23 protein-coding genes and 2 pseudogenes are annotated in these 24,911 nt (G+C 68.6%); 14 read left to right on the forward strand and 11 right to left on the reverse strand.

Going from position 1 to position 24,911, the window contains the following annotated elements; genetic code table 11:
• The 3 genes from A5622_RS14340 to A5622_RS14355 form a co-directional block, all read left to right on the forward strand.
• Nucleotides 1-506 (forward strand): acyl-CoA dehydrogenase C-terminal domain-containing protein (locus tag A5622_RS14340; protein WP_231998316.1); only part of this gene is annotated, 506 nt, incomplete at its 5' end.
• Between the two features lie 74 nt (nt 507-580).
• A complete protein-coding gene (locus tag A5622_RS30770; protein ID WP_197508012.1) occupies nt 581-1,375 on the forward strand; it encodes a DUF5666 domain-containing protein in 795 nt (264 codons plus the stop codon).
• Between the two features lie 127 nt (nt 1,376-1,502).
• On the forward strand, nt 1,503-2,243 hold the full coding sequence (locus A5622_RS14355) for a DUF5666 domain-containing protein (protein WP_066879300.1): 741 nt from the start codon (nt 1,503-1,505) through the stop codon (nt 2,241-2,243).
• Between the two features lie 45 nt (nt 2,244-2,288).
• Here the strand turns inward: A5622_RS14355 and A5622_RS14360 are convergent, their stop codons facing one another.
• Genes A5622_RS14360 through A5622_RS14390 form a run of 7 tightly spaced genes read right to left on the reverse strand, consistent with a single transcriptional unit; the run spans nt 2,289 to nt 8,604 of the window.
• Nucleotides 2,289-2,636, reverse strand: a complete 348-nt coding sequence (locus A5622_RS14360) for a metal-sulfur cluster assembly factor (RefSeq protein ID WP_066864419.1) — start codon at nt 2,634-2,636, stop codon at nt 2,289-2,291.
• A complete protein-coding gene (sufU, locus tag A5622_RS14365; RefSeq protein WP_156748934.1) occupies nt 2,611-3,099 on the reverse strand; it encodes a Fe-S cluster assembly sulfur transfer protein SufU in 489 nt (162 codons plus the stop codon). Before sufU ends, A5622_RS14360 begins: the two co-directional genes overlap by 26 nt.
• Entirely contained in the window at nt 3,096-4,412 is a 1,317-nt protein-coding gene (locus tag A5622_RS14370; protein ID WP_066879303.1) for a cysteine desulfurase, read from the reverse strand. Before A5622_RS14370 ends, sufU begins: the two co-directional genes overlap by 4 nt.
• Before the next feature lies 1 nt (nt 4,413).
• Nucleotides 4,414-5,196 (reverse strand): Fe-S cluster assembly ATPase SufC, encoded by a 783-nt coding sequence (gene sufC, locus A5622_RS14375; RefSeq protein ID WP_066879306.1) that lies wholly within the window; start codon nt 5,194-5,196, stop codon nt 4,414-4,416.
• Complete coding sequence (gene sufD, locus A5622_RS14380) at nt 5,193-6,386, reverse strand: Fe-S cluster assembly protein SufD (protein WP_066864438.1); 1,194 nt, start codon at nt 6,384-6,386, stop codon at nt 5,193-5,195. Before sufD ends, sufC begins: the two co-directional genes overlap by 4 nt.
• The gene (sufB, locus tag A5622_RS14385) at nt 6,386-7,834 is read right to left on the reverse strand and encodes a Fe-S cluster assembly protein SufB (RefSeq protein WP_066864446.1); all 1,449 of its coding nucleotides are present in this window, start codon (nt 7,832-7,834) and stop codon (nt 6,386-6,388) included. The genes sufD and sufB overlap by 1 nt, the downstream gene beginning before the upstream one ends.
• A complete protein-coding gene (locus A5622_RS14390) occupies nt 7,831-8,604 on the reverse strand; it encodes a metalloregulator ArsR/SmtB family transcription factor (RefSeq protein WP_066879309.1) in 774 nt (257 codons plus the stop codon). The genes sufB and A5622_RS14390 overlap by 4 nt, the downstream gene beginning before the upstream one ends.
• Nucleotides 8,605-8,750: 146 nt before the next feature.
• Here A5622_RS14390 and mptB point away from each other — a divergent pair, with 146 nt between their 5' ends.
• The 4 genes from mptB to A5622_RS14410 all read left to right on the forward strand — a co-directional run bounded on the left by mptB (nt 8,751) and on the right by A5622_RS14410 (nt 13,306).
• A complete protein-coding gene (mptB, locus tag A5622_RS14395) occupies nt 8,751-10,463 on the forward strand; it encodes a polyprenol phosphomannose-dependent alpha 1,6 mannosyltransferase MptB (RefSeq protein ID WP_066864452.1) in 1,713 nt (570 codons plus the stop codon).
• Nucleotides 10,460-11,413 carry an ABC transporter ATP-binding protein gene (locus A5622_RS14400; RefSeq protein WP_066879312.1) on the forward strand — a complete coding sequence of 318 codons (954 nt, stop codon included), beginning with the start codon at nt 10,460-10,462 and terminating at the stop codon, nt 11,411-11,413. Before mptB ends, A5622_RS14400 begins: the two co-directional genes overlap by 4 nt.
• 77 nt (nt 11,414-11,490) lie before the next feature.
• On the forward strand, nt 11,491-12,201 hold the full coding sequence (locus A5622_RS14405; protein ID WP_231997998.1) for an ABC transporter permease: 711 nt from the start codon (nt 11,491-11,493) through the stop codon (nt 12,199-12,201).
• A gap of 163 nt (nt 12,202-12,364) precedes the next feature.
• Nucleotides 12,365-13,306: a heme A synthase gene (locus tag A5622_RS14410; RefSeq protein WP_156752955.1), complete on the forward strand. Its 942-nt coding sequence runs from the start codon at nt 12,365-12,367 to the stop codon at nt 13,304-13,306.
• Here the strand turns inward: A5622_RS14410 and A5622_RS14415 are convergent.
• Nucleotides 13,256-13,912 (reverse strand): hypothetical protein, encoded by a 657-nt coding sequence (locus A5622_RS14415; protein ID WP_066879320.1) that lies wholly within the window; start codon nt 13,910-13,912, stop codon nt 13,256-13,258. The genes A5622_RS14410 and A5622_RS14415 overlap by 51 nt on opposite strands.
• Nucleotides 13,913-13,931: 19 nt before the next feature.
• On the opposite strand from A5622_RS14415, the gene A5622_RS14420 reads away from it, so the two are divergent.
• Nucleotides 13,932-14,906 carry a quinone oxidoreductase gene (locus tag A5622_RS14420; RefSeq protein ID WP_066879324.1) on the forward strand — a complete coding sequence of 325 codons (975 nt, stop codon included), beginning with the start codon at nt 13,932-13,934 and terminating at the stop codon, nt 14,904-14,906.
• A gap of 13 nt (nt 14,907-14,919) precedes the next feature.
• Here the strand turns inward: A5622_RS14420 and A5622_RS14425 are convergent, their stop codons facing one another.
• The gene (locus A5622_RS14425; protein WP_066879327.1) at nt 14,920-15,321 is read right to left on the reverse strand and encodes a hypothetical protein; all 402 of its coding nucleotides are present in this window, start codon (nt 15,319-15,321) and stop codon (nt 14,920-14,922) included.
• Between the two features lie 111 nt (nt 15,322-15,432).
• Nucleotides 15,433-16,359 carry a heme o synthase gene (locus tag A5622_RS14430; RefSeq protein ID WP_066864473.1) on the reverse strand — a complete coding sequence of 309 codons (927 nt, stop codon included), beginning with the start codon at nt 16,357-16,359 and terminating at the stop codon, nt 15,433-15,435.
• Nucleotides 16,360-16,614: 255 nt separating this feature from the next.
• Here A5622_RS14430 and tkt point away from each other — a divergent pair, with 255 nt between their 5' ends.
• Genes tkt through pgl form a run of 5 tightly spaced genes read left to right on the forward strand, consistent with a single transcriptional unit; the run spans nt 16,615 to nt 23,061 of the window.
• Nucleotides 16,615-18,714, forward strand: a complete 2,100-nt coding sequence (gene tkt, locus A5622_RS14435) for a transketolase (protein WP_066879330.1) — start codon at nt 16,615-16,617, stop codon at nt 18,712-18,714.
• Nucleotides 18,715-18,729: 15 nt separating this feature from the next.
• On the forward strand, nt 18,730-19,848 hold the full coding sequence (gene tal, locus A5622_RS14440) for a transaldolase (protein ID WP_066879332.1): 1,119 nt from the start codon (nt 18,730-18,732) through the stop codon (nt 19,846-19,848).
• Nucleotides 19,845-21,389, forward strand: a complete 1,545-nt coding sequence (gene zwf / locus A5622_RS14445) for a glucose-6-phosphate dehydrogenase (RefSeq protein WP_066864486.1) — start codon at nt 19,845-19,847, stop codon at nt 21,387-21,389. Before tal ends, zwf begins: the two co-directional genes overlap by 4 nt.
• Complete coding sequence (gene opcA / locus A5622_RS14450) at nt 21,386-22,297, forward strand: glucose-6-phosphate dehydrogenase assembly protein OpcA (RefSeq protein WP_066864529.1); 912 nt, start codon at nt 21,386-21,388, stop codon at nt 22,295-22,297. The genes zwf and opcA overlap by 4 nt, the downstream gene beginning before the upstream one ends.
• Nucleotides 22,294-23,061: a 6-phosphogluconolactonase gene (gene pgl, locus A5622_RS14455; RefSeq protein ID WP_066879335.1), complete on the forward strand. Its 768-nt coding sequence runs from the start codon at nt 22,294-22,296 to the stop codon at nt 23,059-23,061. Before opcA ends, pgl begins: the two co-directional genes overlap by 4 nt.
• A gap of 274 nt (nt 23,062-23,335) precedes the next feature.
• Here pgl and A5622_RS14460 read toward each other — a convergent pair.
• Nucleotides 23,336-24,568 (reverse strand): annotated as a pseudogene (locus A5622_RS14460) (MFS transporter); the annotation flags it as partial.
• A 109-nt stretch (nt 24,569-24,677) separates the two neighbouring features.
• Here A5622_RS14460 and A5622_RS14465 point away from each other — a divergent pair.
• Nucleotides 24,678-24,911, forward strand: a pseudogene (locus tag A5622_RS14465) (ATPase); the annotation flags it as partial.

Below are 24,911 nucleotides of genomic sequence, written 5' to 3' on the forward strand. Positions count from 1 at the left end.
GACATCAGGTAGCCCGTCAGCGCGCCGGTCATCGCGGTCACGTCGTCGTACGCGGTCTGCACCAGCTGCGCGACCGGCTTGAGCGCCTCGTCGACGTTGTCGATGGTCGCCGTGATCTGTCCCGTCAGGAACTGCAGCGCCTGGCCCCGGTCGCGCAGCTGGTGCAGACCGCGTACGACGACGTGACCGCGATGACCGGCGCGCTGACGGGCTACCTGATGTCCGCGGCGCAGCAGGCGGACGAGATCTACAAGGTGGGCCTGGGATCGGTGCGCTACCTGCTCGCGGTCGGCGATCTGCTGATCGGCTGGAGGTTGCTGGTGCAGGCAGACATCGCGCACCGCGCGCTGGCGAATGGCGCGGGCGACGACGAAGCGTTCTACCGGGGCAAGGTCGCGACCGCGGGGTTCTTCGCCAAGAACATGCTGCCCAGGCTGACCGCGCTGCGCGGGGTCATCGAATCCATCGATGACGACATCATGAAGGTGGCCGAAGCGGCCTTCTGAGCGCCCACAGGTTGGGCACAGGTTAAACGGGTAAACCCTTACGTTGGCTTTAACCGACGAATGGAGAAACGTTGATGTCTGCCAGCTGTCACGCGCCCCGGTTCACCCGCCTCGCGGTCTTCGCCGTCGCGGGGGCCACCGCGCTATCCCTGTCCGCCTGCGGCTCTTCGAACAAGTCCAGTCCGCCGTCGACCTCGACCTCGACCTCGACGTCGGTCGTGACGTCGACGACCACCTCGGCCACCCCGAACGCCGAAGCGCGGGTGAGCGGCCTGATCGCCTCGGTGGCGGGCAACTCCATTCAGGTCACCAAGGAAGACAACGCGACCGCTTCGGTCAACTTCACCTCGACCACCAAGATCACCGAGGCGGTGCCGGCCGGGCTGCCGGACGTCACCCCCGGCAGCTGCGTCAGCGTGAAGCCGACGGAGGGAACGACGCCGGCGCCCGGACAGCCCGTCACCGCCGCGTCGGTGAAGATCAGCCAGTCCGTCAACGGCGCCTGCCCGAAGCCGCCGCAGTCCGCGCCCGGCGGTTCCACCACCACGCCGCCGTCTCTCCCGCCGTCAAATGCGCCCACGAAGCCGGCGTGGGTGCGCGGCTCGGTGGCGTCGGTGTCCGGTAACACCATCAACCTGACCAACACCGATCCCAACGGCAACACCACGCAAACGGCCGTCACGGTCGACGACAAGACCAAATACAGCAAGCAGACGCCCGCCAATACCGACGCGATCACTCCCGGCAAATGCCTGTACGCGCGGGGCACCCAGGACAACGGCGGCGCGCTGCAGGCGACGAGCATCAATCTACGACAGGCTGTCGGCGGCAAATGCGGCAAGCCCAAGCAGCCCGGCCAGGGTGGCTGACCCCGGCTCGGCTGACTGAGATTGCCGTCACTCCCGCCGGCGCGGCGTGAAAACCGCGTCCGGCGGGGGTATTTGCCTACGACGGCGAAACGCGTGATCGGAGATGAGTGCTGTGGCTGCCCTATCGTTGAAGACCCGGCGGACGCAGATCGCGCTCGGCGCCGTCATCGCCTTCCTCGTGCTGTGCGTCGCCATGTGTGGACCCTCCCACGACGCGTCGAACAGCAGCGCGCCACGCGCCGTCACGGCGGTCCCGCCCAGCGGGGCGCCCAACGCTGCGCCGCCACCGGCGCCGGCGCCCCCGCCAGCCCCGCCGATAGGCAAGGACTACGTCGAAGGCATGGTGCAGTCGAATTCGGGTGGCACGGTCGCCCTTCGGACGAGGACCGGTTCGGCGACGGTGGACTACACGCCGCAGACCATGGTCATGGACGTCACCCCGGCGAAGCTGACCGACGTGACGCCCGGCAGTTGCGTGAACATCAAGGCCACCCCGCAAAGCGCGCCGCCGCCGGCTGCGATCACCGCGCAGGCGGTGACGGTCACCCCATCCGTGGACGGCAAATGCCCGCCGCCCGCCGGGTTCTACGGCACGGTCGCCTCGGTGTCGGGTAACACCATCGCCGTCAACGGTCTGGGCCCCAGCGGCCCTGGCGCCTCCACCAACGTGACCGTCGCCGGGTCGACCTCATACCAGCGGCAGACCCCGTCGGACACCCAGGCGATCACGAACGGGAAATGCATTGGGGCACAAGGGACTCAGGACGGCGGGGTGCTGCACGCGGCGATGATCAGTGTGGAGACCTGCCCGCCGATGGGGCACCCGCATCACCACCTGCACCTGCCGCACCTGCCCTTCCACCTCTAGTGGCCGGGACGCCGACAGCGCGCGGTAAAGCGCGAAAAGCGTTTATCAGACGGTGAAGCCGAGGGCGCGCAATTGCTCGCGGCCGTCCTCGGTGATCTTGTCCGGACCCCACGGCGGGTTCCACACCCAGTTGATCCGCAGGTCGTCGACGAGGCCGGCGCCCACCAAAGCGCTGCGTGACTGGTCTTCGATGACGTCGGTCAGCGGGCAGGCCGCCGACGTCAGCGTCATGTCGATCAGCGCGACGGTTCCCTCCTCGCCCGCCTCGACGTTCAGCCCGTAGACCAGTCCCAGGTCGACGACGTTGATGCCGAGTTCGGGGTCGACGACGTCACGCATCGCCTCCTCGAGGTCGGCGAGGAATTCCTCATCCTGCGCGGTGGTTTCGCTCATCCATGACCTCCTGAAACTCTGTAGCCGCTTTGGCCAACGCATCCTTGAACGCCATCCACCCCAGCAGCGCGCATTTCACCCGCGCGGGGTATTTGGCCACCCCGGCGAACGCGATCCCGTCGCCCAGCACGTCCTCGTCGCCCTCGACGGTGCCACGCGAGGACACCATCTCGGTGAAGGCGGTGATGGTTTTGAGCGCGTCGCCGACGCTTTGCCCGATCACCTGCTGGGTGAGCACCGAGGTCGCCGCCTGGCTGATCGAGCAGCCCTGCCCGTCATAGGACACGTCGGCGACGGTCTCGCCGTCCTCGGACAGCGCCACCCGCAGGGTGACCTCGTCACCGCAGACCGGGTTGACGTGAAACACCTCGGCGCCGAACGGTTCCCGCAGCCCGCGGTGCTGTGGGTGCTTGTAGTGGTCCAGGATCACGTCCTGATACATCTGCTCGAGACGCAATGTCAGCCTCTCCCAACCCGTGGCGGCGACCCGCCGCGCCCGGCTTCGCCGCGCTTGCGATCGCCTACGAAGAAATCCAGAGCGCGGCGCACGCCGGCGACCAGACGCTCGACCTCCTCGGTGGTGTTGTACACCCCGAAGGACGCCCGAGCCGTGGCCGCCAACCCGAACCGGCGGTGCAGCGGCAGGGCGCAGTGGTGGCCCACCCGCACCGCGACGCCCTCGTCGTCGAGCACCTGGCCGACATCGTGGGCGTGCACGCCGTCGACGACGAACGACACCGGCGAGGCGCGGTTCTCCATGGACGTCGGGCCGACGATGCGCACGGCGTCGATACCGGACAAGCCGTCGATCGCCGCGACGACCAGCTGGTGTTCGTGGGCCTGCACGGCGTCCATGCCGATGGCCGCGAGATAGCGGGTGGCCGCGCCCAGCCCGACCACCTGCGATGTCATCGGGGTGCCGGCCTCGAACCGCTGCGGCACCGGCGCGTAGGTGGACGCTTCCATGGTCACGGTCTCGATCATCGAGCCACCGGTCAAGAACGGCGGCAACGCCGACAACACCTCGCCGCGGCCGTACAACACACCGATACCGTTGGGCCCCAACATCTTATGGCCGGAGAATGCGGCGAAGTCGACGTCCAGGGCGTGGAAGTCGACGGGCTGGTGCGGCACCGACTGGCAGGCGTCCAGCACGGTCAGCGCGCCCACCGCCCGCGCCCGGCTGACCAGTTCGGCCACCGGGGCCACCGCGCCGGTCACGTTCGAATGATGGGTGAAGGCGACGACCTTGACGCGTTCGTCGAGCTGCAGCGAGTCGAGGTCGATGCGCCCGTCGTCGGTCACGCCGTACCAGCGCAGCGTCGCCCCGGTGCGCCGGCAGAGTTCCTGCCACGGAACCAGATTGGCGTGGTGCTCGAGCTCGGTGGTGACGACGACGTCACCCGGTCCGACGGCGCGTTCGAAGCGCTTGTCCCCCAGCACATACGACACCAGGTTGAGCGCCTCGGTGGCGTTCTTGGTGAACACCAGCTCTTGGGCGTCCGCACCCACGAACGCGGCGATGTCGGCGCGGCCCTGCTCGTAGGCGTCGGTGGCCTCCTCCATCAGCTGGTGCGCACCGCGGTGCACGGCGCCGTTGGAGGTGAGCAGGAACTCCCGCTCGGCGTCGAGCACCTGCAGCGGGCGCTGGGACGTCGCACCGGAATCCAGGTAGGCCAACGGGTTTCCGCTGCGCATGACGCGCTTGAGGATCGGGAAGTCGGCGCGGATGGCCGCGACATCCAGGGGTGGGACCGCCGCCGAAGGTGTAGCCATGTCAGGCCCCGGCGGCCGCCGCTTGGGTGAAGCGGACGTAGCCGTTCTGCTCGAGTTCGTCGGCCAGCTCGGGACCGCCGGATTCGGCGATGCGTCCGCCGACGAACACGTGCACGTATTCGGGGCGGATGTAGCGCAGGATGCGGGTGTAGTGCGTGATCAGCAGGACGCCGCCGTGCTCGGTCTCCGCGTAGCGGTTCACGCCCTCGCTGACCACCCGCAGGGCGTCGACGTCGAGTCCGGAGTCGGTCTCGTCGAGGATCGCGATCTTGGGCTTGAGCAGTTCCAGCTGCAGGATCTCGTGGCGCTTCTTCTCACCGCCGGAGAAACCCTCGTTGACGCTGCGCTCGGCGAACGCCGGGTCGATTTCCAGCGAGCCCATCGCCGCCTTGACCTCTTTGACCCAGTGCCGCAGTTTCGGGGCCTCACCGCGCACGGCGGTCGCCGCCGAGCGCAGGAAGTTCGACACCGAGACGCCGGGCACCTCGACGGGATACTGCATGGCCAAAAAGATTCCGGCACGGGCGCGTTCGTCGATGCTCATCGCCAACACGTCCTCGCCGTCCAGCGTGATGGAGCCCGAGGTCACCGTGTACTTCGGGTGACCGGCGATGGCGTAGGACAGCGTCGACTTGCCCGACCCGTTGGGGCCCATCAACGCATGTGTCTCACCGGATTTCACCGTCAAGTCGACGCCGTTGAGGATGGGAATCTCGCGTTCGGATTCGGCGGCGTTCGGGTTGACGACGCTGACGTGGAGGTCCTTGATTTCCAGAGTGGTCATGAGGCTGTTGTTTCCGTCTTTTCGGTTAAGGCCAGTTCGTGTTCGATGGCCGCGGTCAGGCGTTCGCGGATCTCGGGCACCCCGATCTTGGAGATGATCTCGGCGAAGAAACCGCGGATGACCAGGCGGCGGGCCTGCTCCTCGGGGATGCCGCGGGAACGCAGGTAGAACAGTTGCTCGTCGTCGAAACGGCCGGTGGCACTGGCATGTCCGGCGCCGACGATCTCGCCGGTCTCGATCTCGAGGTTGGGCACCGAGTCGGCGCGCGCCCCGTCGGTGAGCACCAGGTTGCGGTTCACCTCGAACGTGTCGGTGCCGGCGGCTTCGGCGCGGATCAGCACGTCGCCGATCCAGACGGTGTGCGCGTCGGGCAGCGCGGAGTCCGGATCGCCTTGCAGCGCACCCTTGTACAGCACGTTCGACTTGCAGTCGGGCCGGGCGTGATCCACCAGCAGCCGCGACTCCAGGTGCTGGCCGTCGTCGGCGAAGTACAGGCCCAGCAGCTCGGCGTCCCCGCCTGGGGCGGTATAGCGCACGTTGGCCGTCAGCCGCACCACCTCGCCGCCGAGCGTGACGGCGACGTGGCGCAGCACCGCGTCCTTGCCCAGCTTGGCGTGGTGCATGCTGACGTGCACCGCGTCGTCGGCCCAGTCGGCGAGCCACACCACGGTGAGCCGGGCGGCGTCGTCGACGACGAATTCGACGTTGTCGGCGTAGGTTCCGCTGCCCCGCTGGTCGATGACCACGACGGCCTCGGCGAGCTCGGCGACCCGGACCTGCAGGTGACCGTAGGCCACCGCGCCCTCGCCCGGGCCGGTGACGGTGATGCCGATCGGCTCGGCGATGCGGGTGTCGCGCTCGACGGTGACCAGCGTCGCGGAGTTGAACGACGAAAAAGCTTGCGCGGCAACCCGGTCGGTGGGCACCCCACCCTGGCCGAGTCGCTCGTCGCCACGCGAGACGCTCTCGACCCGCAGGCCGGGCCGCTCGGCGACGCTGATCCCGGCCTTGCCGGTGGCGCGCGCCGAGCCGTCGTGCAGGCCGCGCAGCCGGCGCAGCGGGGTGAACCGCCAGAGTTCGTCGCGGCCGTGCGGGACCTCGAACGCGTCCACCTCGAACGAGGAGAACAGCTCGCCCTTGTTGGCAGCGGCGAGGGCCGAACCCTCAACCGCTTCGGTCAGATTCGTCACTAGCCGACCGCGCCTTCCATCTGCAGCTCGATCAGCCGGTTCAGCTCGAGCGCGTACTCCATGGGCAGCTCTTTGGCGATCGGCTCGACGAAGCCGCGAACCACCATGGCCATGGCCTCGTCCTCGGTCAGGCCGCGACTCATCAGGTAGAACAGCTGGTTCTCGCTGACCTTGGACACGGTGGCCTCATGGCCCATGGTGACGTCGTCCTCGCGGATGTCGACGTAGGGGTAGGTGTCGCTGCGGCTGATCGTATCGACCAGCAGCGCATCGCATTTCACGCTGGACCGCGATCCGTGCGCGCCCTTGTTCACCTGCACCAGGCCGCGGTAGGAGGTGCGGCCGCCGCCGCGGGCCACCGACTTGGACACGATGTTGCTCGACGTGTTCGGGGCCAGGTGCAGCATCTTCGCGCCGGTGTCCTGGTGCTGGTCTTCACCGGCGAAGGCCACCGAGAGCACCTCGCCCTTGGCGTGCTCGCCGGTCATCCAGACCGCCGGGTACTTCATGGTGACCTTCGACCCGATGTTGCCGTCGATCCACTCCATGGTGGCGCCGGCCTCGGCGCGGGCCCGCTTGGTGACCAGGTTGTAGACGTTGCCCGACCAGTTCTGGATCGTCGTGTAGCGAACGCGCGCATTGGGTTTCACGATGATCTCGACCACCGCGGAGTGCAGCGAGTCAGACTTGTAGATGGGCGCCGTACAACCCTCGACGTAGTGCACGTAGGAGCCCTCGTCGGCGATGATCAGCGTCCGCTCGAACTGGCCCATGTTCTCGGTGTTGATCCGGAAGTAGGCCTGCAGCGGGATGTCGACGTGCACGCCCTTGGGCACGTAGATGAACGAGCCACCGCTCCACACCGCGGTGTTCAGCGCGGAGAACTTGTTGTCCCCGGCCGGGATCACGGTGCCGAAGTACTCCTGGAAGATCTCCGGGTGCTCGCGCAGCGCCGTGTCGGTGTCCAGGAAGATGACGCCCTGCTTCTCCAGGTCCTCCCGGATGGAGTGGTAGACGACCTCGGATTCGTACTGGGCCGCGACGCCGGAGACCAGCCGCTGCTTCTCGGCTTCGGGGATGCCCAGCTTGTCGTAGGTGTTTTTGATGTCCGCGGGCAGGTCGTCCCACGTCGCCGCCTGCTTCTCGCTGGAGCGCACGAAGTACTTGATGTTGTCGAAGTCGATGCCCTCCAGGTTCGAGCCCCAGTTCGGCATCGGCTTGCGGTCGAAGATGCGCAGCGCCTTGAGCCGCGTCTGCAGCATCCATTCGGGCTCGTTCTTCTTCGCCGAGATGTCGCGGACGACGGCCTCCGACAGGCCGCGCTGGGCGCTGGCGCCGGCGACATCGGAGTCCGCCCAGCCGTAGCCGTACCGCCCCAGGGAGGCGATCGCCTCTTCCTGGGTCAGCGGCGCGGTAGCCGTCTTGCTGGCCTCGGGGGTGAGTGTCATCGAGACGCTCCTTTGATGCTCGTGGTGTCGGTCATACGGCGCGGGCTGGGCGCCGTGCTTGATGCCTGGGTCAGGGGTACGTGCGTGGTGCAGGCGCAGTCGCCGTTGACGATGGTCGCCAACCGCTGGACGTGGGTGCCCAGCACCTCGGCCATGGCCTGTTGCTCGGCGTCGCACAGCTCGGGGAATTCCTCCGCGACGTGCGACACCGGGCAGTGGTGCTGGCAGATCTGCACGCCGTGGATCGGCCCACCGACCTGCGTGGTCGTAGTGACGTAGCCGGCCTTGGTCAGTGCGGTGGCGATGCGGTCGGCGGCCGCCTCGACGTCGGTGTCGGCCGCGCTGTCGGCCGCGGGAACGTCGGCCAGGATGGCGTCGATCCGCTGCCGGGCGAACGCCTGCACCGCCTCTTCCCCACCGATTTCGCGCAGTTGCCGCATGGCCGCCGCGGCCAGGTCGTCGTAGGCGTGGTCGAGCTTGGCCCGCCCGGCCGAGGTCAGCCGGTAGCGCCTGGCGGGACGCCCGCGCCCCGCCTGCTGCCACGCGGCGGGCGCCGTGGCCTCGGCGTCGCCGGCCTCGATCAGCGCGTCGAGGTGCCGTCGCACGCCGGCGGCCGTCAAACCCAGCCGGTCACCGATCTCCGCGGCGGTGATCGATCCGGACTCCAACAGCAGGCGCACGATCGCGCGGCGGGTGTGACCATCCGGCACCGGCGCGCCGACGTCGGCCACGCCGGTAGCGGCCCCATCGGGGCTGGTTCGGATTTTCACAACACCAGTGTGACGCAATTCCGGGGATCGGTCTACCAAGGGTCCCCTGTCCTGGCGTCGCGATGCTCACACCAACCGCCCGATCGCCCGGCTCCTCACCGCCCGCAACGTGCGGTCCGCCTCGTCGGGCGGGCTAGGCTGCTCTGATGGCAGCCCGCCACCACACGCTGAGCTCGTCGATCGCGAGCCTGCACGGCGACGAGCAAGCAGTGGGCTCGCCGCTGAACGATACCGAGCTCACCGCGCTGCGCCGCACCCGCCTATTCGGTGCCGCCGGCACCGTGGTGATGGCGATCGGCGCGCTGGGCGCCGGCGCGCGTCCCGTCGTGCAGGACCCCACCTTCGGGGTGCGGCTGCTCAACCTCCCGTCGCGGATCCAGACGGTGTCGTTGACCATGACCACCACCGGCGCCGTCATGATGGCGCTGGCCTGGTTGATGCTGGGCCGGTTCGCGCTGGGCAACCGGCGGATGTCGCGCGGCGACCTGGACCGCACCCTGCTGCTGTGGGTGCTGCCGCTGCTCATCGCCCCGCCGATGTACAGCAAGGACGTCTACTCCTACCTGGCGCAAAGCCAGATCTCGCTGGAGGGCCTGGACCCCTACCGGGTGGGCCCGGCCTCCGGCCTGGGGCTGTCGCACATCTTCACGCTGTCCGTGCCGACACTGTGGCGCGAGACGCCCGCGCCGTACGGGCCGCTGTTTTTGTGGATCGGGCGCGGCATCTCGGCGGTCACCGGGGAGAACATCGTCGCCGCCGTGCTGTGCCACCGCCTGGTGGAGCTGCTCGGGGTGGCCCTGATCGTGTGGGCGACCCCGCGCCTGGCCCGGCGCTGCGGCGTCGCCGAAGTCAGCGCCCTGTGGCTGGGCGCGGCCAATCCGCTGCTGATCATGCATCTGGTGGCCGGCGTGCACAACGAGGCGCTGATGCTGGGCCTGATGCTGGCCGGGGCGGAATTCGCGTTGCGCGGCATCTCGGATGGCAAAGCGCCGCGCCTGCTGCCCCACTCCTGGAAGCTCGGGCCGGACTGGGAGCCGCTGGGGATGCTGGTCGCCGGCGCTGTGCTGATCGTGCTGTCGTCGCAGGTGAAACTGCCGTCGTTGCTGGCGCTGGGCTTCGTCACGATGGCCCTGGCCTACCGCTGCGGTGGCACCCTGCGCGCGCTGCTGCTGACCGGCGGCGGCATGGCGGTGCTGTCGCTGGCGGTGATGGCGCTGGTGGGCTGGGCCAGCGGGCTGGGCTTCGGCTGGATCTACACGCTGGGCACCGCCAACGTGGTACGCAGCTGGATGTCGCCGCCGACGCTGCTGGCGCTGGGCACCGGGCAGGTGGGCATCCTGCTGGGGCTGGGCGATCACACCACCGCGGTGCTGGGGCTGACCCGTGCGATCGGCGTGCTGATCATCATGGTCATGGTGGCCTGGTTGTTGCTGGCCGTCTTCCGCGGCCGGCTGCACCCGATCGGCGGGCTGGGCGTGGCGCTGGGCATCACTGTGCTGCTGTTTCCCGTCGTGCAGCCCTGGTACCTGCTGTGGGCCATCATCCCGCTGGCCGCCTGGGCGACCCGCACCGGCTTCCGCGTCGCGGCGATCGTCATCAGCCTGGTCGTCGGGATCTTCGGCCCCACCGCCAACGGCGACCGGTTCGCGCTGTTCCAGATCATCGACGCCACCCTGGCCAGCACCGTCATCGTCGTGGCGCTCATCGCGCTGACCTACACCCGCCTGCCCTGGCGCCGCCCGCCCGTCCTGGGCACCGAATCCGACGGCCCACCCGTCACCGACGAGACGGCACCGCCGCAGCCCCCGTCGCCCCCCCGCCCGGCGCCGGCACATGGCGCCTACGCTGATTCCACGTGAGCTCGGCCTTTCCAGAATCGCGCAAATCCCCTGACACGGTGGTGCGGCTGCGCGGCGTCACCAAGACATACGGGTCCGTCGAGGCCGTCGCCAACCTCGATCTCGAGGTGCACGCCGCCGAGGTGCTGGCCCTGCTCGGCCCCAACGGCGCCGGCAAGACGACGACGGTGGAGATGTGCGAGGGGTTCGTACGGCCCGACGCCGGCACCATCGAGGTGCTCGGCCTGGACCCGATCGCCGACAACACGCGGCTGCGGGCGCGCATCGGGGTGATGCTGCAGGGCGGCGGCGGCTATCCCGCGGCGCGGGCCGGCGAGATGCTCAATCTGGTGGCCGCCTACTCCGCCGACCCGCTGGACCCCGCCTGGCTGCTGGACACGCTCGGCCTCACCGACGCTGCCCGCACCACCTACCGGCGGCTCTCCGGCGGCCAGCAGCAACGCCTGGCGCTGGCCTGTGCGCTGGTCGGGCGCCCGGAACTGGTGTTCCTCGACGAGCCCACCGCGGGCATGGACGCGCACGCCCGGCTGCTGGTGTGGGAACTGATCGACGCGCTGCGCCGCGACGGTGTGACGGTCGTGCTGACGACGCATCAGCTCAAGGAGGCCGAGGAACTCGCCGACCGGCTGGTGATCATCGACCACGGGGCGACGGTGGCCTCCGGCACGCCGACGGAGCTGATGCGCAGCGGGGCCAAGGACCAGTTGCGGTTCAGCGCACCGCCGCGTCTGGATCTGTCGCTGCTGTCCGCCGCCCTGCCGGAGGACTACAAGGCCACCGAGGTGACGCCGGGCGAGTACCTGATCGAAGGGCACATCGACCCCCAGGTGCTGGCCACCGTCACCGCGTGGTGCGCGCGGATCGACGTGCTGGCCACCGACATGCGCGTCGAGCAACGCAGCCTCGAGGACGTGTTCCTCGACCTCACCGGCAGGAAGTTACGGCCTTGACCGACAACGAGATTCGATCCAGCGTCTTTCCCGCGGGCACCTTCGCGCCCGACCCGCGGCCCAGCGCGGTGCCGAAAATGCTTGCCGCGCAGTTCGGTTTGGAGCTCAAGCTGCTGCTGCGCAACGGCGAACAGCTGCTGCTGACCATGTTCATCCCGATCACGCTGCTGGTCGGGCTCACGCTGCTGCCGCTCGGTTCGTTCGGCCAGCACCGCGCGGCCACCTTCACCCCGGTCATCATGGCGCTGGCGGTGATCTCGACCGCGTTCACCGGGCAGGCGATCGCGGTCGCCTTCGATCGGCGTTACGGCGCCCTCAAGCGGCTCGGCGCCACCCCGCTGCCGGTGTGGGGCATCATCGCGGGCAAGTCGCTTGCCGTGGTCGCCGTGGTGTTTTTGCAGGCAATCCTGTTGGGCGCCATCGGTTTTGCGCTCGGCTGGCGACCGGAACCGGCGGCGTTGGCGCTGGGCGCGGCGGTGATCGCACTGGGCACCGTGGTGTTCGCGGCCCTGGGGCTGCTGCTCGGCGGGACGCTGCGGGCCGAGATCGTGCTCGCGGTTGCCAACCTGATGTGGTTCGTGTTCGCCGGCCTCGGCGCGCTGACCGTCGAAACCGGCATCACCCCGACCGCGGTCAAGTTGGCGGCCCGGCTGACCCCGTCGGGCGCGCTCACCGAGGCGCTGTCGCAGGCGATGACCATGTCGGTGGACTGGTTCGGGGTGATCGTCCTGGCCGCGTGGGGCGCGGTGGGCGCGCTGAGCGCGCTGCGCTGGTTCCGCTTCACCTGACGGTCGCATCGGGCTCTTCGTCTGACGTTCGGGTCGGGCTCGCGACACTTAAACCACGCACACGACACGCCGATACCGGTGTACGTGGTTTAAGTCTCGATGGACCCCTCCGTACTACAGCTCGTAGTTTTCGGTGGCTTAGGATCGGGCCGTGGTTGGACGGATGCTGTTGCGCGCGGTGGACCTGCTGCCCAACCCCAGCCTGGGCGTGCAGCGCCTGATCGCCGCGGCCGTCATCCTCACCCAGGGCGGCATCGCCATCACCGGCGCGATCGTGCGCGTCACCGCGTCGGGCCTGGGCTGCCCCACCTGGCCGCAGTGCTTTCCGGGCAGCTTCGTGCCGGTGGCCCACGCCGAGGTGCCACGCATCCACCAGGCCGTCGAGTTCGGCAATCGGATGGTCACCTTCGCCGTCGTCATCACGGCGGCGCTGGCGGTGCTGGCCGTCACCCGGGCGCGACGGCGCCGCGAGGTCCTCGTCTATGCCTGGCTGATGCCGGTGTCCACCGTCGTGCAGGCGGTGATCGGCGGCATCACCGTGCGCACCGGGCTGCTGTGGTGGACGGTGGCCGTCCACCTGCTGACGTCGATGACGATGGTGTGGCTGTCGGTGCTGCTCTACGTGAAAGTCGGCGAACCGGACGACGCAGTGGTGCGCGAGCGGGTCGTCCGGCCGCTGCGCGCGCTGACCGCGCTGTCCGGCTTGAACCTGGCCGCCGTGCTGGTCACCGGCACGCTGGTGACGGCCGCTGGCCCGCACGCCGGTGATCGCAGCCCCACCCGCACGGTGCCGCGGCTCAAAGTCGAGGTCGACACCCTGGTGCACCTGCACTCGTCGCTGCTGATCGCCTACCTGGCCCTGTTGGTGGGGCTGGGCTTCGGGCTGCTGGCCGTGCGCGCCGCCCGGCCCGTGCTGGTGCGGCTCGCCGTGCTGCTCGCGCTGGTGTTCGCCCAGGCCGCCGTCGGCACCGCGCAGTACTACACCGGAGTCCCCGCCGTGCTGGTCGCCCTGCACGTGGCCGGGGCCGCGGCCTGCACCGCGGCCACCGCTGCGCTATGGGCGGCCATGCGAGAGCGGGCCCAGCCCGAGCCGCTCGCAGGCTGACTGCACCGCGACGGCGAACTGACGCTGGGCGATCTCGCGGCCCGCGGGGGCCAGCCGACGCCACCCCAGCGACGGCGCGACCAGATCCAGCGCCGCCACCCGGTCGCCGGCAAGGTCCACGCGCGCATAGAGCAGCTCCCCGGTGCTCATCCCGGCGCGCCGCGCGGCCGACGTCAGCGCGGCGTGGCCCAGATCCCACGATTCGAACTCCGGCTCCACCGGCCAGGCGTGCGACCGTTCGCCGCCCACGAAGATCAACGACGCCCGCGCGACGGGCCGGTCGCGCTGCGTCGGCACGCCGTCGTCCTCGAGGTCGCGCAGATACCGCTCATCGAGGTTCCAAGCGATGGCGCCGGGCGGGTTGAGCAGGTGGCGGACTCGTCGGGTCCACGCCAGGAATTCGTCGCGTCGATCCCGGGCGTCCGCGCCGGCGCGCAATATCACCAGATCTGCGCTGGCGGTTTCCGGGTCGTCCCAAGGCAGCCAGCGCGCGTGCAGACCGCGTCGCCGCAGCGCCGCCACCAGACCGGCGTCGCCGGCCGCGCCGTCACCGGACCCCGCCAGCACGATGCGGGGATGGAAGACGTCCGGGCGAGCGAGCTTCATGCCCGGGCATGATAAGCGGATGCACGCAATCGAAGTCAGCGAGACCGGCGGCCCCGAGGTGCTGCGCTACGTCGATACGCCCCAGCCGGCCCCCGGGCCCGGCGAGGTGCTGATCAAGGCCGAGGCCATCGGCGTCAACTACATCGACACCTATTTCCGCTCCGGGCAGTACCCGCGCGAGTTGCCGTTCGTCCTCGGCTCGGAGCTGGCCGGAACCATCGAAGCCCTCGGCGACGGCGTCGACGGGTTGCGCGTCGGCGACCGCGTGGTCAGCGCCGCGGCGTCCGGTGGGTATGCCGAATATGCCACGGCCCCAGCGCATTTGACCGCCGAGGTGCCCGACGGCGTGACCGCCGACGTGGCGGCCTCGGCCCTGCTGAAGGGCCTGACCGCGCACTACCTGCTCAAGTCGGTGTATCCGGTGCAGGCGGGCGACACGGTACTGGTGCACGCCGGCGCGGGCGGCGTCGGCCTGATCCTGACGCAGTGGGCCAACCTGCTCGGGGCGCGGGTGATCACCACGGTCTCGACGCCGGAGAAGGAGCGGCTGTCCCGGCGGGCGGGCGCCGACGAGGTGCTCCCCTATCCCGAGGACGCAGCGGCGTTCGGCGAGCGGATCCGCTCGCTGACCGACGGCGCCGGGGTGGCCGCGGTGTACGACGGCGTGGGCGCGAGCACCTTCGACGCGAGCCTCGCCAGCCTGGCCGTCCGGGGCACGCTGGCGTTGTTCGGCGCGGCCAGCGGACCCGTTCCCCCGTTCGACCCGCAGCGCCTCAACGCCGCCGGCTCGGTGTCGTTGACCCGGCCGTCGCTGGCGCACTTCGTGCGCACCGGCCAGGAATTCAGTTGGCGGGCAGAGGAATTGTTCGCCGCGATCGCCGGCGGCGACATCACCGTCGAGGTCGGCGGGCGCTATCCGCTGGCCGAAGCGGCGCGCGCCCACCAGGACCTGCAGGGCCGCAAGACGGTGGGCTCGATCGTGCTGCTGCCCTAGATGATTCGAGCCGCTACGCGTGCGGGCAGAAGATTCCCAGAAGCTGCTGGCAATTGTCTCTATTGATGAGGCCCGGCGGCGGTGGTGGTGGCGGTGCCGGCGGGTTGTCGCCGTCCCAGATGTTTTGGGCGACATTGCCCTGTCCGAACCAGACGTAATAGTAGGTGTGGCAGACGTTGTTGTCCCAGACGACGGGGTTGGTGACATGGTTGCCGGTCGGCGGCAACGGTTGCCCGGGGCACCAGCGGCACGGCCCCTGGGGGTGGTCGTTGGGACAGCCGGGCCACGCGTCCAGCGGCATCGGCCCGGGCTGGGCTTCGGCGATACCCGTGGTGATGCCCATGTCGCAGAAGGACAGGCCGGCCGAAAGCAGCGTTCCGGCGACCAACGTCCTGACGATGCGGTTAGTTGCCATGCCTGAAGTGTGATCCCGTGGGCCGGCTACCGATCCCAGATAAGAAATCAGTTCTCGAATTCGCCGGGTGATGCGGTCACGGCGCCGAGGCGACGCGAGTCGACGACCGGCTCAGAACAGGTGCGGCAGCCCGATGGCCGAGTCGATGGCGAGCGCGCAGAACACCACCGCCAAGTAGTTGTTCGACTGCAGGAACAACCGCAGCGGCCGGACCGGCTCGCCGGCGCGGACCCCGGCGTAGAGCTGGTGGGCCATCGCCAGGAACCACACCCCGGCCACCAGGGCGACCGCGGCGTACAGCCAGCCGGTCGCCAGTGCCAGCGCCAGCGTGGCCAGCACCGTCAGCCAGGTGTAGATCAGGATCTGCTTGGTCACCTGACGCTCGGTCGCCACGGCCGGCAGCATCGGCACGCCCGCCGCCTTGTAGTCGTCCTTATAGCGCATCGCCAGCGCCCAGGTGTGCGGCGGCGTCCAGAAGAAGATGATCGCGAACATCACCAGCGCGGGCCAGCCGATGGTGCCCGTGACGGCCGACCAGCCGATCATCACCGGCATGCAGCCGGCGGCGCCGCCCCACACCACGTTCTGCGAGGTGCGGCGCTTGAGCAGCAGGGTGTAGACGAACACGTAGAACGCGATCGTGGCCAGGGCCAGCAGCCCGGACAACAGGTTGCTGGTCCACCACAGCCAAAAGAACGACGCCACCGTCAGCACCAGGCCGAGCACCAGCGCGTTGCGCGTGGGCACCGCGGCGCGCGCGAGCGGCCGGCGGGCCGTGCGCTTCATCACCTTGTCGATGTCGGCGTCGGCCACGCAGTTCAGCGTGTTGGCACCCCCGGCGGCCAGCATCCCGCCGATCAGCGTGTTGACGATCAGCAGCGGGTTCACCGTGCCGCGCTGGGCCAGCAGCATGGCCGGGATCGCGGTGACGAGCAGCAGTTCGATGACCCGCGGCTTGGTCAGCGCCAGATAAGCCAGCACCGTGCCGTGTATCCGGCTTGGCAATCGGCTCGGCGCGACGCGCCCGCGAACGCTCACGCAATTACTCCTTGGGGTCACAGCGGCGCGCAGCATCTACTACACACGATGGTAGACCGCGGTGTGGCGATGGCCCGCCCGCGGGTCGGTTCCCGCAGACTTTTCCCAGATTCGCGAACTGAATGTCAGGCACTTTCGACGGGCGCGTAATTTTCACACCTGCCGGCGGTGGGTACCCGAAATCCTGCGCTGCAAGAGCCGGCCCTCCCGCACTAGGGTGGGATTGATCAGCTCGATGACCCAAGGACTGAGTCTGTGACGACACTCGAAGAGATCTCCACGCTGACCCAACCGCACCTTCCCGACGACTGGTCCGAGCTCGACTCGGCCGCCGTCGACACCATCCGGGTGCTGGCCGCCGACGCGGTGCAAAAGGTCGGCAACGGCCATCCCGGGACGGCGATGAGCCTGGCGCCGCTGGCATACACCCTGTTTCAGCGGGCGATGGTCCACGATCCCAGCGACACCTACTGGCTGGGCCGCGACCGGTTCGTCCTGTCCTGCGGGCACAGCAGCCTGACGCTGTACCTGCAGCTGTACCTGGGCGGTTTTGGGCTGGAGCTGTCCGACATCGAATCGCTGCGCACCTGGGGGTCGAAGACCCCCGGGCATCCGGAATTCCGGCACACCAAGGGCGTGGAGATCACCACCGGACCACTGGGCCAGGGCCTGGCCTCGGCGGTGGGCATGGCGATGGCCGCGCGCTATGAGCGCGGGCTGTTCGATCCGGACGCCGCCCCGGGCACCAGCCCGTTCGACCACTTCATTTACGTGATCGCCTCCGACGGCGACATCGAAGAGGGCGTCACCTCGGAGGCCTCGTCGCTGGCGGCCGTCCAGCAGCTGGGCAACCTGATCGTCTTCTACGACCACAACGAGATCTCCATCGAGGACGACACCAACATCGCCCTGTGCGAGGACACCGCCGCGCGGTACCGCGCCTACGGCTGGCACGTGCAGGAGATCGAGGGCGGCGAAAACGTCGTCGCGATCGAGGAGGCCATCGCCAACGCGAAGGCGGCCACCGACCGGCCGTCGTTCATCTCGCTGCGCACCATCATCGGCTACCCCGCGCCCAAGCTGATGAACACCGGCAAGGCGCACGGCGCGGCACTGGGCGACGAGGAAGTCGCCGCCGTCAAGGAGATCCTCGGCTTCGACCCCGACAAGAAGTTCGAGGTGCGCGACGAGGTGCTCGCCCACACCCGCAAGCTGGTGGACCGCGGCAAGGAAGCCCACGAGAAGTGGCAGGCCGATTTCGACGCCTGGGCGCAGGCACAACCCGAACGCAAGGCGCTGCTGGACCGGTTGACCGCCGAGGAGCTGCCCGACGGCTGGGACGCCGACCTGCCGCGCTGGGAACCTGGCTCCGACCCGATCGCCACCCGCAAGGCCTCCAACGAAGTTCTCAACGCGCTCGGGCCGAAGCTGCCGGAGCTGTGGGGTGGTTCGGCCGACCTGGCGGGTAGCAACAACACCACCATCAAGGGCGCCGATTCCTTTGGGCCGCCGTCCATTTCGACCAAGGACTACACGGCGCACTGGTACGGCCGGACGTTGCACTTCGGTGTGCGCGAGCACGCGATGGGCGCCATCCTGTCCGGCATCGTCCTGCATGGACCCACCCGCGCCTACGGCGGCACCTTCCTGCAGTTCTCCGACTACATGCGGCCCGCGGTGCGGCTGGCCTCGTTGATGGACATCGACACGATCTACGTGTGGACCCACGACTCGATCGGCCTTGGCGAGGACGGCCCGACCCATCAGCCGATCGAGCACCTCGCGGCGCTGCGCGCCATCCCGAACCTCTCGGTGGTGCGCCCCGCCGACGCCAACGAGACGGCCTACGCCTGGCGCACGGTCCTGGCCCGCGGCAACGGCAGCGGCCCCGTCGGGCTGATGCTGACGCGCCAGAATGTGCCGGTGCTGGAGGGCACCAGCGCCGAGGGCGTCGCCCGGGGCGGCTACGTTCTGGGCTCGGACGGCGAGGAGCCCGGCCAAGAGCCAGACGTGGTGCTGATCGCGACCGGCTCGGAGGTCCAGCTCGCCGTTGATGCGCAGAAGTTGTTGGCGGACAAGGACATTGTGGCGCGGGTGGTCTCCATGCCGTGCGTCGAGTGGTTCGAGTCCCAGCCGGAGGACTACCGCGACAGCGTGCTGCCGCCGACCGTATCGGCGCGGGTGGCCGTCGAGGCCGGGGTGGCCCAGTCCTGGCACAAGCTCGTCGGCGACACCGGCAGGATCGTCTCGATCGAACACTATGGCGAGTCCGCCGATTACAAAACGTTGTTCCGGGAATTCGGTTTCACCGCAGAAGCCGTCGCGGCCGCCGCGGAACAGGTAGTGGACAACTGAGAAAGGGCCTTTCAAATGACTCAGAACCCCAACCTCGCGGCGCTGTCCGCCGCGGGTGTATCCGTCTGGCTGGATGACTTGTCCCGACAGCGGCTGCAGTCGGGCAACCTGCAGGAGCTGATCGACACGAAAAGCGTTGTCGGCGTAACCACCAACCCGTCGATCTTCCAGAAGGCGCTCGCCGAGGGCGATGCGTACGAAGGCCAGATCGCCGAGTTGGCCGAGCGTGGCGCCGATGTGGACGCGACCATCCGCACCGTCACCACCGACGACGTGCGCAATGCGTGCGACGTGCTCAAGCGGGAGTGGGAGGCTTCCGACGGCGTCGACGGACGGGTGTCCATCGAGGTCGACCCTCGGCTGGCCGCCGAGACCGACAAGACCGTCGCCCAGGCCGTCGAGTTGTGGAAGATCGTCGACCGGCCCAACCTGTTCATCAAGATTCCGGCGACCAAGGCCGGCATTCCGGCGATCACCGCCGTTCTCGCGGAAGGCATTTCGGTCAACGTCACGTTGATCTTCTCCGTCGAGCGGCACCGCCAGGTGATGGACGCCTACCTGGCCGGCCTGGAGAAGGCCCGCGAGGCGGGCCACGACATCTCCAAGATCCATTCCGTCGCATCGTTTTTCGTGTCCCGGGTGGACACCGAGGTGGACAAGCGGCTGGAGAAGATCGGGTCCGACGACGCCAAGGCGCTGCTGGGCAAGGCCGGGGTGGCCAACGCGCGCCTGGCCTACGCGGCCTACCAGGAGGTGTTCGAGGGCGGCGATCGCTTCGAGTCGCTCAAGGCCGACGGCGCCCGGGTGCAGCGTCCGCTGTGGGCGTCCACCGGTGTGAAGAACCCCGACTACTCCGACACCCTCTACGTCACCGAACTGGTGGCACCGAACACGGTGAACACTATGCCGGAGAAGACGATTGACGCCGTCGCCGACCACGGTGAGATCAAGGGCGACACCGTCACCGGCACCGCCGGGGACGCCCAGGCGGTGTTCGACAAGCTGGACCAGATCGGCATCGATCTGACCGACGTCTTCAAGGTGCTCGAGAACGAGGGCGTGGAGAAGTTCGTGGATTCCTGGACCGAGCTGCTGGAAGAAACTCAGAAGCAGCTGGGTTCCGCCTCCAAATGAGCCCAGCCCGCACCGCGCAACAATGGCATAACCCGTTACGGGACAAGCGCGACAAGCGGCTCCCGCGGATCGCTGGGCCGTGCGGGATGGTGATCTTCGGCGTCACCGGCGACCTGGCGCGCAAGAAGGTCATGCCGGCCATCTACGACCTGGCCAATCGCGGTCTGCTGCCGCCCAGCTTCTCGCTGGTGGGCTTCGCCCGCCGGGATTGGAGCACCCAGGATTTCGGCAAGGTGGTGCACGAGGCCGTCAAGGAACACTGCCGCACGCCGTTCCGCCAGGAGAACTGGGACCGGCTGGCCGAGGGATTCCGTTTTGTCCCGGGCGCTTTCGACGACGACGAGGCGTTCGGCCGGCTGGCCGAGACCCTGGACAAGCTGGACGCCGAGCGCGGCACGGGCGGCAACCACGCCTTCTATCTGGCCATCCCGCCGAATTCCTTCCCGATGGTGTGTGAACAACTACACAAGTCCGGCCTGGCGCGCCCGCAGGGCGAGCGGTGGAGCCGGGTGGTCATCGAGAAACCGTTCGGCCACGATCTGGAGAGTGCCCAGGCCCTGAACAAAACCGTCAACAGTGTGTTCCCGGAGGAGTCGGTGTTCCGGATCGACCACTACCTGGGCAAGGAGACGGTCCGCAACATCCTGGCGCTGCGGTTCGCCAATCAGTTGTTCGACCCGATCTGGAACGCGCACTACGTCGACCACGTGCAGATCACCATGGCCGAGGACATCGGACTGGGCGGCCGGGCCGGCTACTACGATGGCATCGGCGCCGCGCGCGACGTCATTCAGAACCACCTGATGCAGCTGCTGGCGCTGACCGCGATGGAGGAGCCGGTCAGCTTCAGCCCCTCGGCGCTGCAGGCCGAGAAGATCAAGGTGCTCTCGGCCACCCACCTCGCCGAGCCCCTCGATGAGACGACCAGCCGCGGTCAGTACGCCGCCGGTTGGCAGGGCGGCGAGAAGGTGGTCGGGCTGCTCGACGAGGAAGGCTTTGCCAAGGACTCGACCACCGAGACGTTCGCCGCCATCACGCTCGAGGTGGACACCCGCCGCTGGGCGGGGGTGCCCTTCTACCTGCGTACCGGAAAACGCCTGGGCCGCAGGGTGACCGAGATCGCCCTGGTCTTCAAGCGGGCGCCCCACCTGCCGTTCGATGCCACCATGACCGACGAGCTGGGCACCAACGCCATGGTGATCCGGGTACAGCCCGACGAGGGCGTCACGCTGCGGTTCGGCTCCAAGGTGCCGGGCACCGCGATGGAGGTCCGCGACGTCAACATGGACTTCTCCTACGGTTCGGCGTTCGCCGAGGAGTCGCCGGAGGCCTATGAACAGTTGATCCTCGATGTGCTGCTCGGCGAGCCGTCCCTGTTTCCGGTGAACGAAGAGGTCGAATTGGCTTGGGACATACTCGATCCCGTGCTCAACAATTGGGCGGCGGACGGTAAGCCCGAACCGTACGAGTCGGGCACCTGGGGTCCGGACTCGGCGTTCGAGATGCTGCGGCGCACCGGCCGGGAATGGCGGCGCCCGTGATCATTGATATGGAAGACACCACCACCACGGCGGTCAACAAGAGGCTCGACGAACTGCGGGAAAGGGTCGGGGCCGTGGCGATGGGCCGGGTGCTGACGCTGATCATCGCGCCGGACAGCGAGGATATCCTCGAAGAGTCGCTGCAGGCGGCCAACGACGCCAGCCATGAGCACCCCAGCCGGATCATCGTGACGATGCGGGGCAATCCGTATGCGGACAAGCCGCGCCTGGACGCCCAGCTGCGCGCCGGCGGGGACACCGGCGCCAGCGAAGTCGTGGTGTTGCGGCTGTCCGGTGCGCTGTCCGGCCACGCCGCCAGCGTGGTCACGCCGTTCCTGCTGCCCGACATCCCGGTGGTGGTGTGGTGGCCCGACGTCGCGCCGACGGTACCCGCGCAAGACCCGTTGGGGCGGTTGGCGATTCGTCGCATCACCGACGCGACCAACGGGGTGGACCCGTTGGCGGCCATCAAGAGCCGGCTGCCCGGATACACCGCGGGTGACACCGACCTGGCCTGGGCGCGGATCACCTACTGGCGTGCGCTGCTCACCTCGGCGGTCGACCTGGCGCCGCACGAACCGATCGAGTCGGCGCTGGTGTCCGGTCTGGCGACCGAGCCCGCCCTGGACGTGCTGGCCGGATGGCTGGCCAGCCGGATCGACGGCCCGGTGCGCCGGGCGGTCGGCGAACTCAAGATCGAACTGGAGCGCAAGAGCGAAACCATCGTCTTGAGCCGGCCGCAGGAAGGAAGGACGGCCACGTTGAGCCGGACGTCGCGACCGGACGCCCTACTCCCCTTGGCGCGCAGGGAAACCGGCGAGTGCCTCGCCGAAGACCTGCGGCGGCTGGACGCCGACGAGGTTTACCAATCAGCGCTCGAAGGGATCGAGAAAGTGCAATACGTGTGAGCACCAGCATCGAGATTTTCCCGGATAGCAAGACGATGGTCGAGGCCGCCGCCGCGCGGCTGACCGACACCATCGCGAACGCCGTTGCGGCCCGCGGCCGGGCGCTCATCGTGCTCACCGGCGGCGGCAACGGCATCGGGCTGCTGCAGTCGCTGGCCGGACGCGAGATCGACTGGTCAAAGGTGCATCTGTTCTGGGGCGACGAACGCTACGTCCCCGAGGACGACGACGAGCGCAACGACAAGCAGGCGCGGGCGGCGCTGCTCTCCCAGGTCGACATCCCGTCGAGCCAGGTGCACCCGATGCCGGCCAGCGACGGGGAATTCGGCAGCGATCTGGCCGCGGCGGCGCTGGCCTACGAGCAGTTGCTGGCCGCCAACGCCGAACCCGGCGAGCCGGTTCCGAACTTCGACGTGCACCTGCTGGGCATGGGACCCGAAGGCCACATCAACTCCCTGTTCCCCGACACCCCGGCCGTGCTCGAAACCACCCGGATGGTGGTGTCGGTCGACGACTCGCCCAAGCCGCCGCCGCAACGAATCACGTTGACGCTGCCCGCCATTGCGCGTTCTCGCGAAGTCTGGCTGCTGGTGTCCGGCGGCGGCAAGGCCGACGCGGTGGCCGCCGCCATCGGCGGCGCGGCACCGGTTTCGGTGCCGGCCGCCGGGGCGGTCGGGCTGGACACCACGCTGTGGCTGCTCGACGAGGACGCCGCGGCGAAGCTGCCGTCGGACACGTCCGCAGTCACGCGACACCAGGCGTGAGCTGGGCCGGTCGCTAAGAGACGGGGCATCCGTCCAGCCGCAGCGACAGTTCTGTCGACGCTCGGCTCAGCTGCACCGGAAAGTCTTGTGTGTCACCGTTACTCGCGACAACGAGGGTATGGCTGCCGGCGGCCGGGCCGACGAGGTGGTAGTAGCCGTCGGCGCTTGACCGTCCGTGCGCGACCTGGCGACCGGCGTCGTCGACCAGCGTGAGTTCGGCGTCGGCAAGCGGCGCGGCGTCGACGCCACGCAGATGGCCGTATAGCACATTGCCCTCGGCCGACTCGACGATTTCCTCAGCGGCCTCGTCGTTTTCGTGTGCGGAGGGCACGTGGGCCCTGGCCACCAGGCCGTGCGCGGTGGCGAGCACCGGCAGGCCGAGGAACACCGCGCCTCCCGCAAGGTAGAACAGCGCCGCCTGACCGTAGTGAGCGGCCACGATTCCACCGAGCCACGGCGCGAGGCCGGCGCCGATGAACCGCACGAAGCTGTACGCCGCGGAGGCCGTGGGCCGCGGCACCGGCGATACCTGCATGACCGTGCTGGTGACCAGCGTGTTGTTCATTCCGATGAAGGCGCCGCTGGCTATCACGCAAGCGATCACCACGGGCGGGCGGGCGATCCACACTCCAATCGCCACCAAGTCCAGCGACATCAAGAACAGCGTCAGGTAGAGCGAGCGGGCGGTACCGAAGCGTCGCTGCGCCCACGGCGCGCAGAAGACCGCGAACACCGCGACGAGCAGGCCCCAGCCGAAAAACACCAAGCCCAGTTCGTGTATGCCGATCTTCATTGGATACGGCGAATAGCTCATGACGATGAAGAAGCCCGAGTTGTACAGCAGGGCGGCGACCGCGATGGTCGAAAGACCGCGATTGCGTAGCGCGTTGATCGGGTCCGCGATCCGCGCCCGCTCGGCCGGCAGTGGAGCCGGCGCAACCAACGTGAGCACGCAGATGAGGGCGACTCCCATGAGCGCGGCTACCCCGAAAAACGGCCCACGCCAACTGATCCCGCCAAGTGCGGCGCCCACCATCGGCCCCATCGCGATGCCGACACCCAGCGCGGCCTCATAGAGCACGATCGCGCCCGCGAAGCCACCGCTGGCCGCCCCCACGATGACCGCCAGCGAGGTGGCAATGAACAGCGCGTTGCCCAGACCCCACCCGGCCCGAAAACCTATGATTCCGTTCACTCCACCGGCGGCTCCGGCAAGGGCACTGAACACCACGATGATGACCAGTCCGACGACAAGCGTCAGCTTGGCGCCGATCCTGGAGGACACCCAGCCGGTGATCAGCATCGCCACCGCGGTGACCAGCAGGTAGCTGGTGAACAACAGCGAAATCTGCTCGGGTGTCGCGTGCAGCCGGCTCGCCATCGTCGGCAAGATCGGATCCACCAGACCGATGCCCATGAACGAGATCACACACGCGAAGGCAACGGCCCACACCGATCTCGGCTGACGCAGAAAGCCAGGCCCCCCGCGGGTTTTCGTCAACGCCATCCTCCTTCACGCCAGACGCGGGCAGAGATTTCGACAGGGAAATTAGATAGGAACCCTATCAAAATGGGAATGGTGACGCCTGCCACACCGGCTCGGCGCAGGGGTAATAATGACGGTCATGGCAGACAGAACCGCGCGCGGGGGGCAAGAGCGAAGCCGGATCAAGACGCTCACCCAGGCCGCGTTGAACGCCGACAAGACCGTGGAGCAGGTCGAAGACGTCCTCGACGGGTTGAGCATCACCATGAAGGAGCTGAGCAGTTCCCTGTCGGCCCTCAACGCCACGGTGGAACGCCTGGAAGCCGGCCTGGATCACCTGGACGGCACGATGACCAGCCTGGAC

Origin of the sequence: Mycobacterium sp. 1245801.1 (assembly GCF_001673055.1) — a bacterium.
Classification (GTDB): Bacteria; Actinomycetota; Actinomycetes; order Mycobacteriales; family Mycobacteriaceae; genus Mycobacterium; species Mycobacterium europaeum_A.